Source organism: Pseudoxanthomonas sp. PXM04, from assembly GCF_014851695.1.
Taxonomy (GTDB): Bacteria; Pseudomonadota; Gammaproteobacteria; order Xanthomonadales; family Xanthomonadaceae; genus Pseudoxanthomonas_A; species Pseudoxanthomonas_A beigongshangi.
This window is the reverse complement of record NZ_JACVAG010000001.1, coordinates 123,902-139,979: the sequence shown is the minus strand read 5'-3', so window position 1 is coordinate 139,979 and position 16,078 is coordinate 123,902. Positions and strand designations below refer to the sequence as shown.

The following is a 16,078-nucleotide window of genomic DNA, read 5'->3' as shown; positions in this document are numbered from 1 at the left end:
AGTGAAACCGCTGTTTTACAGCGGTTTCGTGGACTTCACGCCGATGCCGATACTGGTATTTTTTTGGTCTCTTGAGTGCGTTGCCATGCTGCGATCGCACCCCGGTTTGCGCGCCGGTCCGCGCGTGCCCACGATACTCAGGCCAGCAGCGCGCGCAGATCCGGCGGTCGCGTGGCGAGGTGATCAGCGCCGGCCTGGCGAAGTTCCGCCTCGCCGCCGAATCCCCACAGCACGCCGATATTGCGCATGCCATGATGGCGCGCGCCATCGATGTCCATGTGGCGATCACCGATCATCAGGCACTGTTCCGGTGCCAGCGACAGGCGGCGCATCGCCTCGGCGATCAGCTCCGGCTTGTGGCTGAGGCTGCCGTCGATGGTGGAGCCGATGACATCCTCGAACCGATGACCGAACGGCAGGTGCGCGATGATCTTGCGCGCATGCGGCTCGTTCTTGGCGGTGACGATCGCCAGGCGATGTCCCCGCGCGTGCAGCGCCTCCACCGCCTCACCGATGCCCTCGTAGACCTCGTGCTCAGCCCAGCCGTGCGATTCGAAGCGGGTGCGATAGTGTTCGACCGCCAGTTCCACCTGCCGCGGCTCCTTCAGCAGCGGACCGAAACTGGTGCGCAGCGGCGGGCCGATCCAGCGGCGCAGCTCGGCGTCGGCTGGCACCGGATGCCGCAATTGCTCCAGTGCATAGGCGACGCAACGGGTGATGCCGACGGCGGAATCGATCAGGGTGCCGTCGAGATCGAAGAACAGGGTATCGCGCGTCACTGTCCGCGGGCCTCCAGCGCGGCCACCGCCGGCAGGGTCTTGCCCTCGAGGAATTCCAGGAACGCGCCACCACCGGTGGAGATGTAGCTCACCTCGCCGGCGATGCCGTACTTGTCGACCGCGGCCAGGGTGTCGCCACCGCCGGCGATCGAGAACGCCGGCGACTGCGCGATTGCGCGCGCCAGCGCCTCGGTGCCCATGCCGAACGCGTCGAACTCGAACACGCCGACCGGTCCGTTCCACACCACCGTTCCGGCCGAACGGATCAGCTCGGCGTAGCGCTGCGCGGTCTGCGGGCCGATATCGAGGATCAGGTCATCGGCGGACACCGCATCGACCGCCTTCACCTCGGCCGGCGAATCGGCCTTGAATTCCTTCGCCACCACCACGTCGGACGGCAGCGGGATGTCGGCGCCGCGCGCCTTCGCGTCGGCGTCGATCTTGCGCGCGGTGTCGAGCAGATCCGGCTCGTACAGCGATTTGCCGACCGCATGACCGGCGGCGGCGATGAACGTGTTGGCGATGCCGCCACCGACGATCAGCTGATCCACCTTGCCGACCAGGTTGGACAGCAATTCCAGCTTGGTCGAGACCTTGCTGCCGGCCACGATCGCCAGCAGCGGACGGGCCGGCTTGTCCAGCGCCTTGGCCAGCGCGTCCAGCTCGGCCATCAGCAGCGGGCCGCCGGCGGCCACGCCGGCGAAACGGATGACGCCATGGGTCGACGCCTGCGCACGGTGCGCGGTGCCGAAGGCGTCCATGACGAACACATCGCAGAGCGCGGCGTATTTCTTCGACAGGGCCTCGTCATCCTTGCCCTCGCCCACGTTCATGCGGCAGTTTTCCAGCAGCACGATCCGGCCCGGCTTGACGTCCACGCCGTCCACCCAGTCGCGCACCAGCGGCACGTCCACGCCCAGCAGTTCCGACAGCCGCGCGGCCACCGGCGCCAGCGAATCGGCTTCGCTCCACACGCCTTCCTTCGGACGTCCCAGATGCGAGGTGACCATCACCGCCGCGCCCTGCCCCAGCGCCTGCTTCAGCGTCGGCAGCGACGCGGTGATGCGCTGTTCGGAAGTGATCCGGCCGTCCTCGATCGGCACGTTGAGATCCTGGCGGATCAGCACGCGCTTGCCGGCGAGGTCGAGGTCGGTCATGCGGACGATGGACATGGGCATTCCTTCGGGGCGGGGAAAGACGCCTATTGTCCCGGCTGCGCGCAGGCGCCGCAAACCGCGGGCCCTCAGCCCGCGGGTGGCGGCTTGCGCAGCAGGCTGAAGGCGAATCCCGCCACCAGCAGGGCACCGGCCACCAGCAGCCCCCACAGCAGCCAGGCCTTCCAGTCGCGCTGCGGTGGCGCGGGCGTCAGCGCGGCATCGCCGGCCAGCACGCGCGCCTGGCCCAGCGTCGCCACCGCTGGTTGCCAGGCGGGGCCGCGCTGGCTCCGCAGCGCGGCGACCAGTTCCGCAAGCGGCGCATCGTCGCGACGGGTGCGCGCACTGCCGGCCGCCAGCGCGAACGGCGGTTCGCCCTGGCCCACGAACACCAGCGTCTCGGGCCGATAGCCCAGCCGCAGGCGGGGTGCTTCGGTCTGCGCGCCGCGCGCGCCGGTCAGGCGCCAGTGGCGATCCCGGCGCAGGCCGTCCAGCGGCTGCGACGGCGAGGCATCGACGCGGTCGCCGGATTGCAAGCGGTACGCCACCCAGGGCGATGCCGCGCGGCGCCAGGGCGACGCCGGATCGTCGCGCGACTCCAGGGTCCACGCGCGGGTGCTGTTGCCGGGCAGCAGCACGTCGGCGCGCTCCACCGGAAAGCGTCCGGGCAAGACGAATTCGTAGTGCACGGCGCCATCGGGATCCTCGATGCGCGTTCCCGCCAGCTCCTGCCAGGCCCAGTCGGGCTCGTGCACCACCGTGGCCAGTTCGGCCTCGATCTGCTCCAGGCGCAGCGGCGTCCCCGCCGCCAGCGGGGCCAGCCGCAGGTAGCGTGCCTTCACCGGCGCCAGTTCGATGCGATCGCGCATGACCCGCTGGCCCTGGTTCTCCAGTTCGACCAGATGCCCTTCTTCCTGCACGGTCTGCCAGTCGCGCAGATTGTCGGATGCCATCACCCGGTAGGCGCGATCGAAGGGCGCCTGTCCCGCGCTCCAGCGCACCCGCAGCGCGACCGGCGCGGCCTCCAGGCGACTGGCATCGATCAGGATGCCGCCGTCCTGCGCGTCCGTGCCGCGCAGCTCGACCCGGCGCAGGCTGCCATCACTGGCGATCTCGCTGATCGCGGCGATATCGCGAGACGCCGCCCCGCTCATCACCGGCAGGGGAAACCAGGGCAGCGTTTGCCGGCGGGCTGTGGCCGCCTGCGGACGATCGGTTTCGAGCAACGCCGTCGGCACCGCCTGCCCGCGCGCATCGAACACTTCCAGATCCTTCAGCTCAGGCGACTGCACCTGCCGGTAGACGGCGGCATCCAGCGTCACCCGGTAGGCGCCCGCGTCGGATTGCGCCGCCTTCAATGGCCACTCGCGCGCATAGTCGCTGCGGGAACCGGCCAGCGCCTGCGAGGCCACCAGCAAGGCCAGCAGGGCGAGCGCGGCCTTTGCCGCGCGCGGTGTGATCGGGGTCATGCGTGTTCTCCGTCATTCTCCGGGCCGGCCACGCGCGGCGGCGCCGGCGCGAGATAACCGACCACCGTGCACAGCAGGCCATAGGCGATGAAGGAAGCGATGCCCAGCACATCGCCCAGGTTGCCGCGATCCACCAGGATCAGTTTCACCAGCACCACGCCCATCAACACGGCGCCGGCCAGCCACAGGCCGCGCTGGCCGCGACGCGAGCCGGCGATCCAGCCGATCACGCCCAGCACGCTCCACACCACGGTCAGGCTGGTCTGGGCCAGGCCCGTGGAAATCAACCGATCGTTCCAGGCCACGCCACCCCAATGGTGCACGGCATGCAACACGACCGAGGTGATCAGCACGAAGCCGAGCAGCGCCAGCACCATCGGCCGCCACCGCAGTAGCAGTTCCGGTGCCTGCGGCGACCATGCCCAGCATGCGAACAGGACGAAGATCGCCAGTTGCGCCAGTTCCAGCGGGTTGAGCAGCGGCACCCACGGCAGCGGCGATGCCGCGCCGGCCAGCCACAGCGATCCGAGTCCACCGATGCCCAGCACCACGAACAGCACCGCCAGCAGCGTGCCGCGATAACCTTCGAAGCGCTCGCCCAGCGGCGCCGCCAGCCACGGCCAGCGGAACAGGCCCAGCGCCGCGGCCGCCAGCCACGGCAGGCCGATGCCCAGCACGCGCCAGCCCTCGGCCAGTTCGAAACGTCCGCCGGTCCATTCCAGCAGCATCGACAGCACCGGGGGCCACACCAGCAGCCACGCGAATTGCGCCCAGCCGGCCAGCGCGTGTTCGCTGGAACGCAGGCACAGCAGGCTGCGCACGCCCAGGACCGCGTACGCCAGCCAGGCCAGCGCGCCGTAGCCGGCGAACGGTTGTCCGTGGGCCTGGGTCTGCGCCAGCGCCAGTGGCAGGGCCGCCGCGAGTGCCAGCAAGGTGGTCATCGCGAGCGCGGTCGCGGGACGACGGCGATGCACCTCGGCCGCGATCCAGCCGGTGAACGCGACCAGCACGAGCAGCGCATCGGCGCGCGCATCCCAGGCCACGAACCGGCCAATCTCGCTGACCGTCGTGCCCAGCCACCACGCCATTCCCCACAGATAGAACGCCAGCGCCGGCATCGGCTTGCCGTGCGCCCGCAACACCCACGCGCTCGCCAGTCCGGCCAGCGCGATCAGCAGCGCGCCCATGAAGGCCGGATTGGCGACGGCGGTATCGGGGAGCACCGGGCTCAGGCCAAGCAGGAACGCGAACGCCGCAAGCAACTGCAAACCGGTACCGCTGATCAGCGGCAACCGCCGCCGCTGGTGCAGGCCGAGCCAGACCAGCGCCGCGCCTTCCAGCGCGAACACGCTGGCGGTGGCATGCGCAGACAGCGCCAGCGGCACGGCGAGGGTGGCGAAACCGACCGCCAGCACCGCATACGACGGCACCATCCGTTCGAAACCGCCGCGTCGGCGCAGCGCCGCCGCCAGCAACGCGTACAGCGCCGCCAATCCCAGCGCGTTGAACGCCAGCGGCAGCCGTTCGCCCTGCAGCAATCCCGCCTGCAGCGAGAACGCGACCAGCGGCGTGCCGAACACCAGGCAGCCTTCGACCAGTCCGCGCCGGCCTTCCGGCTGCCGGCGCGCATACAGCAGCGGAATGATCAGGTAGAACGCGAAGAACAGCAGCAGGAACGGCTCGGTGGTCGCGAACTTGGTCGGCTGGTAGTCGAGCACGCCCCAGATCGTGCCGATGCCGAAGGTGAAGACGAAGCCCAGCAGGTTGAGGATGCGCCACGGTTTCCACCAGGCGACGCCCAGGATCGCGGCGTTCAACACCGCGTAGTACGAGAACAGCGCGACATGGTTGCCGCTGCCGGTGGACAGCCAGATCGGCGCCAGGAAGCCGGCGAGAATCGCGAACACGGCGAGCGCCTTGGCGTTCTGCAACACCGCCAGCGCCCCCGCACCGGCGATCAGGATCACGCTCAGGGCAAACGCCGGTGCGGCCTCCAGCAGTTCGTAGCGCTTGAACGCGGCGAACACCGTCAACAGCAGGATGCCGATGGCGCCGCCCTGCAACGACAGCGCGAAGCTGCGATTGCTTTCCCGCTTGCGCCAGGCGAATACCAGCGCCGCCAGCGATGCGGCCGCGATGCCGGCCAGGCGCAGTTCGATCGGCAGGCGCAGCCAACCCTGGTCGCTGGCGTACTTCAGCAACGCCGCCACGCCGGCGAACAGCACCAGCACGCCGATCTTCACCGGCACGTTGCCGACGGTGAACCACCGCTTGACCGCCCGCAGCCCCAGGCTGATGAAATCCGGACGCGGCGGTTCGGCAGGCGCGGAAGGCGGTGGTACGCGCGTGGATGCGGCGGCCGGGGGCAAAGGCGGCGGTACCGGCGCGACCGCACGCGGCGGCGGCGCCTGTTCGGGCGCGGACGAGCGCATCAGCTCGGCGAGCGTGGGCGTGGGCGTGGACACATCGTCGCTTTGCGGCTCCGGCGGGACCCGCTCGCGGACCGGTGCGGTCGCGCGCGGCGCCTGTTCCGTCGCGGGCGCGCCCGTGGCGGCCGCGGCGTTTCTCCGTAGCGCATCCAGTTGCTGTTCCAGCGCGGCGACCCGCCGTTTCAATCCGGCGACCGACACCAGCGCCAGGATCAGCAGTACCGGCACCGCCAGCACGGCCAGGCCGATCAGGACCAACACTCCCGCCAAGTCATCCATTTCCCGTCCTCGTCATGGATCCGGCGCGCCGCAAGTCGGGTCCGCGTCCGGATTCGCGTCCGCAGCCTCCGGCAAAGCCCGGGGCATTGCAAGAAGCTGCCCCCGGGTCGCCTCCCGCTGGCCAACCGGTATATCACGGCGATACCCGTAAACGCGGAAGGCGCCCGCAGGCGCCTTCGCGTATTGCTTCCGGAAAGTCCCGGTTGGCTTGATTACTTGCCGGCGACCACGCGGACCATTTCCAGGCACTTGTTGGAATAGCCCCACTCGTTGTCGTACCAGCTCACCAGCTTGACGAAGGTGCCGTCCAGGGCGATGCCGGCGTCGGCGTCGAAGATCGAGGTGCGGGTGTCGCCGCGGAAATCGGTGGCGACCACCTTGTCCTCGGTATAGCCCAGGATGCCCTTCAGCGCGCCTTCGCTCTGCGACTTCATCTCGGCGCAGATCTCGGCGTAGGTGGCCGGCTTCTCGAGTTCGCAGGTCAGGTCCACCACCGAAACGTCGCTGGTCGGCACGCGGAAGCTCATGCCGGTCAGTTTCTTGTTGAGTTCCGGAATCACCACGCCGACCGCCTTGGCCGCGCCGGTGCTGGAGGGAATGATGTTTTCCAGGATGCCGCGGCCACCGCGCCAGTCCTTGTTGGACGGACCGTCGACGGTCTTCTGGGTGGCGGTGGCGGCATGCACGGTGGTCATCAGGCCACGCTTGATGCCCCACTTGTCGTGCAGCACCTTGGCCAGCGGCGCCAGGCAGTTGGTGGTGCACGAAGCGTTGGAAATGATCGCCTCGCCCTTGTAGGTCTTGTCGTTCACGCCGTATACGAACATCGGGGTGTCGTCCTTCGAAGGCGCCGACAGGATCACCTTCTTCGCGCCGGCATCCAGGTGCTTCTGCGCGGTGGTCTTGTCGAGGAACAGGCCGGTGGATTCGATCACCACTTCGGCGCCGACTTCGTCCCACTTGAGGTTGGCCGGATCGCGTTCCTGGGTCAGGCGGATCTTCCTGCCGTTGACGATCAGGGTGTTGCCTTCGACCTTCACCTCGCCCTTGAAACGGCCGTGCACGGAGTCGTACTGCAGCATGTACGCCAGGTAGTCCGGTTCCAGCAGATCGTTGATGGCGACGATTTCGATGTCGTCGGCGAAATTCTGCACGGCGGAACGCAACACGTTGCGACCGATACGGCCGAAGCCGTTGATACCAACCTTGATCGACATTGCTCGGGACTCCTGCGGCCGCGCCCGGCGCGGCGGGGTTGACGGGATGACCATTCTATCAGGGCCGGCGCGGCCGGCCATGCGGGACGGAGGGGTGGGCGCGGATGCCGGGTCCATGCCCGCTCCGCATGCATTTCCGGCCTCTTCACGCCCCATTGATCCGGATCAAGGCGACGCGCCGCGCCGGCGCGGACACTGCGCACATCGATTCACCCACACGTCCCATCGAGAAGAAGAAGCCCCATGAACAAGCCCCTCGTATCCGCCGTTCTCGCCGTTGCCCTCGCCGGCGCCGCGCTGCCCGCCTTCGCGCAATCCAAGGGCGACTGGACGCTCGGTTTCGGCGTCCACCAGGTCAACCCGAAATCCGACAACGGCAAGCTGGCCAATGGCGCGCTGGCGCTGGACATCGACAGCGACGTCAAGCCGACCGTGACCTTCGAATATTTCCTGCGCGACAACCTGGGCCTGGAAGTGCTGGCCGCGCTGCCGTTCAAGCACGACATCGAGATCAAGGGCCTGGGCCGGGTCGGCAGCACCAAGCACCTGCCGCCGACCTTCACCCTGCAGTACCACTTCAACGGCCAGGGCAAGGTGTCGCCGTTCCTGGGCGCGGGCGTCAACTACACCACGTTCTTCAGCGAAGACACCCGCGGCGCGCTCGCCGGCAGCAAGCTGAAGCTGAAGGACTCCTGGGGCCTGGCCGCGCATGCCGGCCTGGATTTCAAGGTCAGCGAACGCGGCGCCGTGCGCGTGGACGTGCGCTGGATGGACATCGACAGCGACGTCAAGCTCGACGGCGTGAAGCTCGGCCAGGCCAAGATCGATCCGCTCGTCTACGGCGCGGCATATGTGCTGAAGTTCTAAGCCTGTAACCACCGGAGCGGGTCATGTCGGTTAAAGTGGCCGGCATGACCCGCACCGTTTTTTCCGCATTCCTTTCCTTCTGCCTGCTCCTGCCGCTCGCGCCCCGCGCAGGCGCCTGGGGTCCGTTGGGACACCGGCTGGTGGCACGCCTGGCGGAAGCCGATCTGGATCCGCGGGCGCGCGCGGAAATCCAGCGCCTGCTGCGCGGCGAAGCCGAGCCCACGCTCGCCGGCATCGCCAACTGGGCCGATGACCTGCGCGAGAACGATCCCGACCTCGGCAAGGCCACCGCACGCTGGCACTACGTCAACATCGGTGAACACGATTGCAGTTACCAGCCGGCGCGTGATTGCCCCGACGGCAAATGCGTGGTCGAGGCGATCCGCGCGCAGAGCGCCATTCTCGCCGACCCCAGGCGCCCGGACGCCGAACGCCTGCAGGCACTGAAGTTCGTCGTCCATTTCGTCGGCGATGCCCACCAGCCGCTGCATGCCGGCTATGCGCGCGACAAGGGCGGCAACGATTTCCAGACCAGCTACCAGGGCAAGGGCGGCAACCTGCACCGGGTCTGGGACAGTGGCCTGCTCAACAGTCGCGGACTGAATGAAGACGGTTACCTGCGGGTATTGCGCGCGCTGCCTCTTCCCGCGCCTGATCGGGCCGCCGCGCTGCCTCCCGCCTCGGCGGACTGGGCGCGTCAATCCTGCGCGATTGTCGTCGCGCCGGGCTTCTATCCCGCCCGTGCCAAACTGGAAACCGCGTACTACGAACAGCGGCGGCCGATCGCCGAGCGCCAGCTGAGGCTGGGCGGCGCGCGCCTGGCATCGCTGTTGAACGCGGCGCTTGCCCCGCACTGAATCCCCCGGCCCAGGACGCATCCCGATGAATGTCCGACGCTTGTTTTCGTTGTTCGCATTCGCTCCGCCGGCGATCGCGGCGTGCGCGCCCCGCGCCATCGCGCGCGTTTCGCACGCGGCGCGCGCCACGGCATTCCCTGACGCACCCGAGCAGAGCCCCGCCATGATCCGCCCCTTCCCGCTTCGTCGTTGGGTAAGCCTGCTGGTCCTGGGACTTGCCTTCACCACGACTGCACCGGCGCAGGAACCCGCGTCGCTGACGGTGTTCGCCGCCGCCAGCCTCAAGGAGTCGATGGACGAGGCCGCCGCCGCCTACCAGCGCGCCACCGGCACGCCGGTCCGGGTGTCCTACGCCGCCAGTTCCGCGCTGGCGCGGCAGATCGAGCAGGCCGCGCCCGCCGACGTGTTCTTCTCCGCCGATCTCGAATGGATGGACTACCTGCAGCAGCGCGGCAAACTCGATCCGGCGCAGCGGCGCAACCTGCTCGGCAACCGGCTGGTGCTGATTGCTCCCAAGGCGAGCACGCGCCAGGTGAACCTGGCCAGGCCCGGATCGCTGGCGACCGCGCTGGGCCAGGGCCGGCTGGCGGTCGGGCAGACCCGCACCGTTCCGGCCGGCAAGTACGCGCGCGCGGCGCTGCAGAAACTGGGCCAGTGGCCGGGCGTGGAGACGCGCCTGGCCGAATCCGAAAGCGTGCGCGCGGCGCTGATGCTGGTCGCCCGCGGCGAGGCCCCGCTGGGCATCGTCTACCTGTCCGATGCGCGCGCCGAACCCGCGGTGCGGGTGGTGGCGACTTTTCCCGCCGACAGCCATCCGCCCATCGTCTATCCGGTCGCCGCGCTGCGCGGCGAGCGCAACGCGCAGGCGAATGCCCTGGTGAAGTGGCTCGCTTCGCCGGAAGCCGGCGCGATCTTTCGCCGGCACGGCTTCGTCCTGCTGAAGTAGGCCGCGCCGCTTGGACTGGTTCACACCCGAGGAAATCACCGCCATCCGCCTGAGCCTGAAGGTGGCGGTGACCGCGGCGATCGCCAGCCTGCCGTTCGGCGTGCTGGTGGGCTGGCTGCTGGCACGGCGCCGTTTTCCCGGCAAGGCGCTGCTCGACGCGGTGGTGCACCTGCCGCTGGTGCTGCCGCCGGTGGTGATGGGCTACGCCCTGCTGATGACACTGGGAACGCAGGGTACGGTTGGCGCCTTCCTGCAACAGCACTTCGGTATCGTGTTCGCGTTCCGCTGGACCGGCGCGGCGCTGGCCTGCGCGGTGATGGGATTTCCGCTGATGGTGCGCGCCATCCGGCTCTCGCTGGAGAACACCGACCGCAGGCTGGAACAGGCCGCGGCCACGCTAGGCGCCGGTCCCTGGCGGGTGTTCTTCACCGTCACCCTGCCGCTGGCCTGGCCCGGCCTGGTCGCCGGTACCGTGCTGGCGTTCGCCAAGGCACTGGGCGAATTCGGCGCCACCATCACCTTCGTGTCCAACATTCCGGGCGAGACCCAGACATTGTCGTCGGCGATCTATGGGCTGATGCAGGTCCCCGGCGGCGAAGCCGGCATCTGGCGGTTGGCGGCGGTCGCGGTCGCGATCTCGCTGATCGCGCTGCTGTTGTCGGAATGGCTCACGCGGCGCCACGTTGGCCGGGAGGAAATCTGATGCTGCGGCTGGACGTGGAACTCAGGCGCGGTACGTTCCATCGGCGCGTGCGCATCCAATCGGACGCGCGCGTGCTCGCGCTTTCCGGTCCGTCCGGCGTGGGCAAGACCACCGTGCTCAACGCCATCGCCGGGCTGGTATCGCCGGTGGCCGGGCATATCGAAGTCGATGGCCGGGTGCTGTTCGACAGCGCGAACCGCATCGATATCGCCACCCATCGACGCCGCATCGGCTACGTGTTCCAGGATGCGCGCCTGTTTCCGCACCTGGACGTGCGCGGCAACCTGCGCTACGGGCGCCATGGCCGAAACACGCCGGTACGCTTCGGTTTCGACGCGGTGGTCGAACTGCTGGGCATCGGTGCGCTGCTGGGACGGCGCACGCGCAACCTTTCCGGCGGCGAAGCCCAACGGGTGGCGATCGGGCGTGCGCTGCTCTCGCAACCGGCGATCCTGCTGTTCGACGAGCCCCTGTCCGCGCTGGACCAGGCACGCCGTGAAGAGTTGATTCCCTACCTGCAGCGGGTCCGCGATGAAATCCGCCTGCCGATCGTCTATGTCAGCCACCACGCCGAGGAAGTGCGCCGCCTGGCCGACGCCGTGCATGCGATGGCGCCGGGCAGCGACTAGCGCTTGGCCGACGCCACCTCGCCCTTGCCGTTGCGGAGACTGAAGGTGAAGGCATAGGCCAGCGATACCGGCACGATCCGCTTCTGCACGGTCGCACCCGCGCAGCCGACGCCATTCCAGTCGCGATCGCGGGTGGCGGCATCGGGATAGTCGCAGAACATCGCCGGTTCGAACCGCCATTGGCTCACCGCGGCCAGCATCGCGTCGCGCAGCGGGACGAACTGCTCCGCCGGCGCGCAGCCTTCCTGGGCCAGTGCGTTGACCTGTGCAGGATTGCCCGCTGCATCGACGACGAACGACACGCACAGCGTGGTGGGCGCCAGTTCGCGCGCGGGATAGTCGGCGGGAAACACCGGCGAGACGTTGTCCTGCGGAATCGGATAGGCGAACGCCTGGTGCGCCGCCATTGGGTAGCGCGCGCTGCCTTCCGGCATGATCAGGCGGCGCTCGACGCTGTCGATGCGGGTGGCGGGAGGACTGGCACAAGCGGTCAGGCCGGCGATCGTCACCGCCAGCATCCAGCGTGGCGCGCTCGCATGCGCGGTGCGCCTCATCGCCGCGCACTCCGCTGTCCATTCCACGCGGGTTCGGTCGGATCGCGTGCGGCCTGTTGCGCCAGGTCATCCGGTTCATCCAGCGAAAACTCCACCGGCACCCGCACCATCGACACCACGGCACGGCCCGCTTCGATGGCCGGCTCGAAACGCCATCCGCGCGCGGCGGTCATCGCGGCCTGGTCCAGATCGTCGAAGCCGGAACTGCGCTCTAGGCCGACCTGGCTCACCCCTCCCTCCGTCCCGATGACCAGCCTCATCACCACCGTCCCCTCATGCCGGCTGGCGGGATATCGCGGCGGTGCGAGCGTGGAATGATCGACGGCGCGCTTCATCCGGCTGATTGGACGGCTGCCGGTACTCAGCGGCGAGGTGGTTCCCGGTTCGAGGGTGACCATCAGTTCGATGGAGAGGGAAGGCTTCCCGTTTTCACCGTCGATGCGAAGGCTCGCCGACTTGCCGAGCTCGATCAGCAACTCGGGGCTTCCCGCCGGCTTGCCGGCGACGTCGATATCGGCAAGCACGCGGGCACGCCCGGCCGTCATCGCTTCGACCCGGAACGTGCCCTTCCACGTCTCGCCGGCCTCCGTCTGGCCCGACACCGCGAATGCCTTTCCGGGCTTCTCGCGGATCTCGAACGCACGGGTCGCACCGCCCAGGCTCACCTGCATGGCGATGTGGTACAGGCGCTCCTGCGCGACCGCGGGCGGCGGCGCCGGTTGCGCGGCCCAGGCGCCGTAGCCGGCCGCGACGACCATCGCGGCCACCAGCAGCGTCGCCAGAGCACGGCGGCGCCGAGAGGGAAGCTGCTTTCCGAGTTGGGCGATCCTCTCCCTGAGCGGATGCGGCGCGGGCCAATGGCAGGCGAGCGGCACCGGACCGACATCCAGTTGCCCCTTCAGCATGGCCTCGCCGTAACTGCGCCGGGCACCGGGATGCCGGCGGATGACGTCCACGTCGCAGGCCAGTTCCTGATCGATGCGCAAGCGGCGCGCGGCCAGATGGATCAGCGGGTTGAACCAGTAGACGCACCGCAGCGCCGACATGAACGCATTGGCCACCAGATCGCCGCGGTTGATGTGGAGGCGCTCGTGGCAGGCGATGAGAACCCGTTCCCGTTCCAGATAGCGGGACTCGAAATCGGCCGGCACCACGATGCGGGGACGGAACAGTCCGATGGCCGCCGGCAGTCCGCGCGTACTCGTCGCGCTCCACAGCCCATCCCCGCACCGGCGCAGCTCGCCCAGGCCGCGCACGAAGCGGTGCTGTCGCATCCACAGCCAGCCCGTCATCGCGACGACGCCACCCAGCCAGGCGACCAGCAGGCATGTTTCCCACATCGAGGACAGGGACGGCGCCGCGGCCGCGGTGGCCGCCCGCATCGGCATCAGCACCGTGCCCACCGCGTCCCATTCCACCGCTACCTCGCGCGCGGGCAGCAGCACCGCGAGCGCGGCGACCGGTACGCACAGCCAGGACGCGTAGGCGGCACCCGCTCCCAACCAGCGCCGGAGTGGCGCACGCAGCAGATACAGGAGCAGGATGACCAGGGACGTGGCGAGCGTGGTCGCCAACAGCAAGCGCAGCAGATCACTGCTCATCGTCGAGCTCCGCGATCAGTTTCTTCAGTTCGGCGATGTCCGCCGGCGACAACCGACCCTGTTCGCTGAAATGCGCCACCAGTGGCGCCACCCGCCCGCCGAACAGGCGTTCGAGCATTCCCGCGCTCTGCTGCCGTACCCAGTCCTCGCGGGGCAGCACGGGCGTGTAGAGGTAACGGCGGCCTTCCTTCCGGGCCTGGATGGCGCCCTTGTTGAGCAGCCGGTTGAGCAGGGTCTTCACCGTCGGCTCGGCCCAGCCGGTCTGCGCGGACAGGGTCGCCAGCACCTCGTCGGCGCCGAGCGGGTGTTCCCGCCAGAGCACCTCCATCACCAGGGCTTCGGCATCGCTGATCGGCATGGCGTTTACACCTGTAAATTTTCATCAATTACGCGCGTAAACAGTTCGCCTGTCAAGCCCCCCGGCAGACGCCCCGTTCCTGCCTCCCTCACCGGCTTTCGCCTAAGCTTGCGCGCATGACCGTTCACCTGGACTCCCTCGACGGCGCCGTCGAATTCATCCTCCAGCACACCCCGCAGACCCTGCGCATGGGCGCGCCGCTGGGCATCGGCAAACCGCATCGCCTGCTCAACGCGCTGTACGCGCGGCTGCGGCAGGACGCCTCCCGCCCGTGGTTCCTCTACACCGCGCTGTCGCTGGATCCACCGCAGGCGCACGCGGGCCTGGAAGCGCGCTTCCTCGCCCCCTTCGCCTCGCGCCACTTCGGCGACGACTTCCCGCGCCTGGATTACGTGCAGGCGATGAAGCGCGACGCATTGCCCGCGCACATCGAAATCGAGGAGTTCTACATGCAGTCCGGCGCGCTGCTGTCCTCCTCGCAGGCGCAGCGGCGCTACGCGAGCCTCAACTACACCCACGTGGCGCGGGCGCTGGGCGATCGCGCGCTCAACGTGATCGTGCAGAAGGTGGCGCGCGAGCCCGGCGGAAGCCGGCTGTCGCTCTCCTGCAACAACGACCTCACCCAGGATGCGGTGGAGGCGGTGCTGGCACGCGGCCTGCCCCGTCCGTTGCTGGTGGCGGAAGTGGATCCGCAATTGCCCTGGCTGGGCGGTACCGCGGCGGTGGACGAGGACTACTTCGACGCGGTGGTGACCCCGCCCGGCCCCTATCCGGTGCTGTTCGGACTGCCGCGCCAGCCTGTTTCCGATGCGGAATACGCAATCGGCCTGTACGCCAGTGCGCTGGTGCGCGACGGCGGTACCCTGCAGATCGGCATCGGCGCGCTGGCCGACGCGCTCTGCCACGCCTTGGTGCTGCGCCATACCGACAACGCCGCCTATCGCGCGGTGCTGGCGGCACTGGATCCCCGGATCGAACAGCATCCCGCCGTGATCGAGAGCGGTGGCCTGGATCCTTTCGAAGCGGGCCTGTACGGCTGCAGCGAAATGATCAACGAGGGATTCAAGCGACTGGTGGAAACCGGCGTGATCCGCCGCAAGGTGGTCGACGACGAACTGCTGATGCAACGCATCGCCGACGGCACCGCGAACCTCGGCGACCAGGCGCGGCTGCAGCGCGACGGCGAGTACCTGCACGGCGCGTTCTACCTGGGATCGCCGGCTTTCTACGACTGGCTGCGCACGCTCCCCGATGACGAGCGCCGCGCCATCGGCATGCGCCGCATCGGCAGCGTCAACCAGATCTATGGCGGCCACGAATCGCTGGAACGCCTGCAACGCCGCGAGGCGCGCTTCTTCAACTCGGCGATGATGATGACCGCGCTCGGTGCGGCGGTGTCGGATGGGCTGGAAGATGGGCGGGTCGTGTCCGGTGTCGGTGGGCAGTACAACTTCGTGGCGATGGCGCATGCGCTGGACGATGCCCGTTCGGCGCTGATGTTCCGCGCCATCCGCGACGCCGGCGGCAAGACCCATTCGAACGTGCGCTGGAACTACGGCCACACCACCATCCCGCGCCATCTGCGCGATCTGTGCATCAACGAATACGGCATCGCCGATCTGCGCGGCCGCAATGACGAGGACTGCGTGACCGCGATGGCCGGCATCACCGACGCGCGCTTCCAGTCCGGCCTGCTGGAGGAAGCGCAGCGCAACCGCAAGCTCCGTCGCGAATTCGTCCCGCCGGCAGCCTGGACGGAGAACACGCCCGCGCATCTGACCGCGCGCCTGCGCCGCTTCCGCCACGACGGCACCCTGCCCGACTACCCGCTGGGCAGCGATTTCACCGAAGTGGAACAGCGCCTGGTGAAAGCCCTGTCCTGGCTGAAGAGCCAGACCACCACGCCACTGGGCAAGGTGGGCACGGTGTTGCGGGCAATGTCAGCGGGTGTCGCCGATGCCGAGGCGATGGAGCGGATGGGATTGAGGAATCCCGCCGGTTGGGGTGAGCGCGTGGAGGCGAAGCTGCTGGCATTGGGATTGCGCGAAACCCAGGGTTAGTCCAGGCCGCATCGCCACCACCGACGTAAAGCGGAGCTCGCTCCGCTGCTTTGCTTTTGTTCTTGATTTTTGCTCTTTCTCCCACCAGGACTTTCACCCCTGAAATCCAGGCCCGACCGATCATCCGTCTGCCGCAACCGCCGTCGATCGAACGGCAACGATCACGGCAGCGGAGC

The 16,078-nt window shown here is 68.7% G+C and carries 14 protein-coding genes; 6 read left to right on the top strand and 8 right to left on the bottom strand.

What is annotated here, in order from left to right:
* Positions 1-137: 137 nt before the first annotated feature.
* The 5 genes from IB228_RS00705 to gap form a co-directional block, all read right to left on the bottom strand.
* Positions 138-779, bottom strand: coding sequence for an HAD family hydrolase (locus IB228_RS00705; RefSeq protein WP_183644265.1), 642 nt, complete (start codon positions 777-779; stop codon positions 138-140).
* Positions 776-1,951, bottom strand: coding sequence for a phosphoglycerate kinase (locus IB228_RS00700; protein ID WP_192197293.1), 1,176 nt, complete (start codon positions 1,949-1,951; stop codon positions 776-778). The genes IB228_RS00705 and IB228_RS00700 overlap by 4 nt, the downstream gene beginning before the upstream one ends.
* Before the next feature lie 71 nt (positions 1,952-2,022).
* Positions 2,023-3,402, bottom strand: coding sequence for a DUF3999 domain-containing protein (locus IB228_RS00695; RefSeq protein WP_192197292.1), 1,380 nt, complete (start codon positions 3,400-3,402; stop codon positions 2,023-2,025).
* Entirely contained in the window at positions 3,399-6,101 is a 2,703-nt protein-coding gene (locus tag IB228_RS00690) for a DUF2339 domain-containing protein (protein ID WP_192197291.1), read from the bottom strand. Before IB228_RS00690 ends, IB228_RS00695 begins: the two co-directional genes overlap by 4 nt.
* 221 nt (positions 6,102-6,322) lie before the next feature.
* Positions 6,323-7,327: a type I glyceraldehyde-3-phosphate dehydrogenase gene (gene gap / locus IB228_RS00685; RefSeq protein WP_183644277.1), complete on the bottom strand. Its 1,005-nt coding sequence runs from the start codon at positions 7,325-7,327 to the stop codon at positions 6,323-6,325.
* A gap of 243 nt (positions 7,328-7,570) precedes the next feature.
* Between gap and IB228_RS00680 the strand changes: the two genes are divergently transcribed.
* The 5 genes from IB228_RS00680 (at position 7,571) to IB228_RS00660 (ending at position 11,329) form a co-directional block, all read left to right on the top strand.
* Positions 7,571-8,194, top strand: a complete 624-nt coding sequence (locus IB228_RS00680; protein ID WP_192197290.1) for an OmpW family outer membrane protein — start codon at positions 7,571-7,573, stop codon at positions 8,192-8,194.
* A gap of 44 nt (positions 8,195-8,238) precedes the next feature.
* Positions 8,239-9,051: a S1/P1 nuclease gene (locus IB228_RS00675; RefSeq protein WP_192197828.1), complete on the top strand. Its 813-nt coding sequence runs from the start codon at positions 8,239-8,241 to the stop codon at positions 9,049-9,051.
* Between the two features lie 163 nt (positions 9,052-9,214).
* Complete coding sequence (modA, locus tag IB228_RS00670; protein WP_192197289.1) at positions 9,215-9,997, top strand: molybdate ABC transporter substrate-binding protein; 783 nt, start codon at positions 9,215-9,217, stop codon at positions 9,995-9,997.
* A gap of 10 nt (positions 9,998-10,007) precedes the next feature.
* The gene (gene modB / locus IB228_RS00665; protein ID WP_183644286.1) at positions 10,008-10,700 is read left to right on the top strand and encodes a molybdate ABC transporter permease subunit; all 693 of its coding nucleotides are present in this window, start codon (positions 10,008-10,010) and stop codon (positions 10,698-10,700) included.
* Positions 10,700-11,329 carry an ATP-binding cassette domain-containing protein gene (locus tag IB228_RS00660; RefSeq protein WP_183644289.1) on the top strand — a complete coding sequence of 210 codons (630 nt, stop codon included), beginning with the start codon at positions 10,700-10,702 and terminating at the stop codon, positions 11,327-11,329. The genes modB and IB228_RS00660 overlap by 1 nt, the downstream gene beginning before the upstream one ends.
* Here the strand turns inward: IB228_RS00660 and IB228_RS00655 are convergent.
* Genes IB228_RS00655 through IB228_RS00645 form a run of 3 tightly spaced genes read right to left on the bottom strand, consistent with a single transcriptional unit; the run spans position 11,326 to position 13,842 of the window.
* Positions 11,326-11,883, bottom strand: coding sequence for a hypothetical protein (locus tag IB228_RS00655; protein ID WP_192197288.1), 558 nt, complete (start codon positions 11,881-11,883; stop codon positions 11,326-11,328). The genes IB228_RS00660 and IB228_RS00655 overlap by 4 nt on opposite strands.
* The gene (locus IB228_RS19700; RefSeq protein WP_225562178.1) at positions 11,880-13,484 is read right to left on the bottom strand and encodes a TonB family protein; all 1,605 of its coding nucleotides are present in this window, start codon (positions 13,482-13,484) and stop codon (positions 11,880-11,882) included. The genes IB228_RS00655 and IB228_RS19700 overlap by 4 nt, the downstream gene beginning before the upstream one ends.
* Positions 13,474-13,842 carry a BlaI/MecI/CopY family transcriptional regulator gene (locus IB228_RS00645; RefSeq protein ID WP_183644295.1) on the bottom strand — a complete coding sequence of 123 codons (369 nt, stop codon included), beginning with the start codon at positions 13,840-13,842 and terminating at the stop codon, positions 13,474-13,476. Before IB228_RS00645 ends, IB228_RS19700 begins: the two co-directional genes overlap by 11 nt.
* A 116-nt stretch (positions 13,843-13,958) precedes the next feature.
* Between IB228_RS00645 and IB228_RS00640 the strand changes: the two genes are divergently transcribed.
* Entirely contained in the window at positions 13,959-15,902 is a 1,944-nt protein-coding gene (locus tag IB228_RS00640; protein WP_192197287.1) for an acetyl-CoA hydrolase/transferase C-terminal domain-containing protein, read from the top strand.
* Positions 15,903-16,078: the final 176 nt, after the last annotated feature.

Coding starts and splice junctions, on each gene's coding strand:
- IB228_RS00700 (WP_192197293.1), bottom strand. CDS start 1,951: ATGTCCATCGTCCGCATGACCGACCTCGACCTCGCCGGCAAGCGCGTG.
- gap (WP_183644277.1), bottom strand. CDS start 7,327: ATGTCGATCAAGGTTGGTATCAACGGCTTCGGCCGTATCGGTCGCAAC.
- IB228_RS00660 (WP_183644289.1), top strand. CDS start 10,700: ATGCTGCGGCTGGACGTGGAACTCAGGCGCGGTACGTTCCATCGGCGC.
- IB228_RS00680 (WP_192197290.1), top strand. CDS start 7,571: ATGAACAAGCCCCTCGTATCCGCCGTTCTCGCCGTTGCCCTCGCCGGC.
- IB228_RS00645 (WP_183644295.1), bottom strand. CDS start 13,842: ATGCCGATCAGCGATGCCGAAGCCCTGGTGATGGAGGTGCTCTGGCGG.
- IB228_RS00655 (WP_192197288.1), bottom strand. CDS start 11,883: ATGAGGCGCACCGCGCATGCGAGCGCGCCACGCTGGATGCTGGCGGTG.
- IB228_RS00640 (WP_192197287.1), top strand. CDS start 13,959: ATGACCGTTCACCTGGACTCCCTCGACGGCGCCGTCGAATTCATCCTC.
- IB228_RS00675 (WP_192197828.1), top strand. CDS start 8,239: ATGACCCGCACCGTTTTTTCCGCATTCCTTTCCTTCTGCCTGCTCCTG.
- IB228_RS19700 (WP_225562178.1), bottom strand. CDS start 13,484: ATGAGCAGTGATCTGCTGCGCTTGCTGTTGGCGACCACGCTCGCCACG.
- IB228_RS00695 (WP_192197292.1), bottom strand. CDS start 3,402: ATGACCCCGATCACACCGCGCGCGGCAAAGGCCGCGCTCGCCCTGCTG.
- modA (WP_192197289.1), top strand. CDS start 9,215: ATGATCCGCCCCTTCCCGCTTCGTCGTTGGGTAAGCCTGCTGGTCCTG.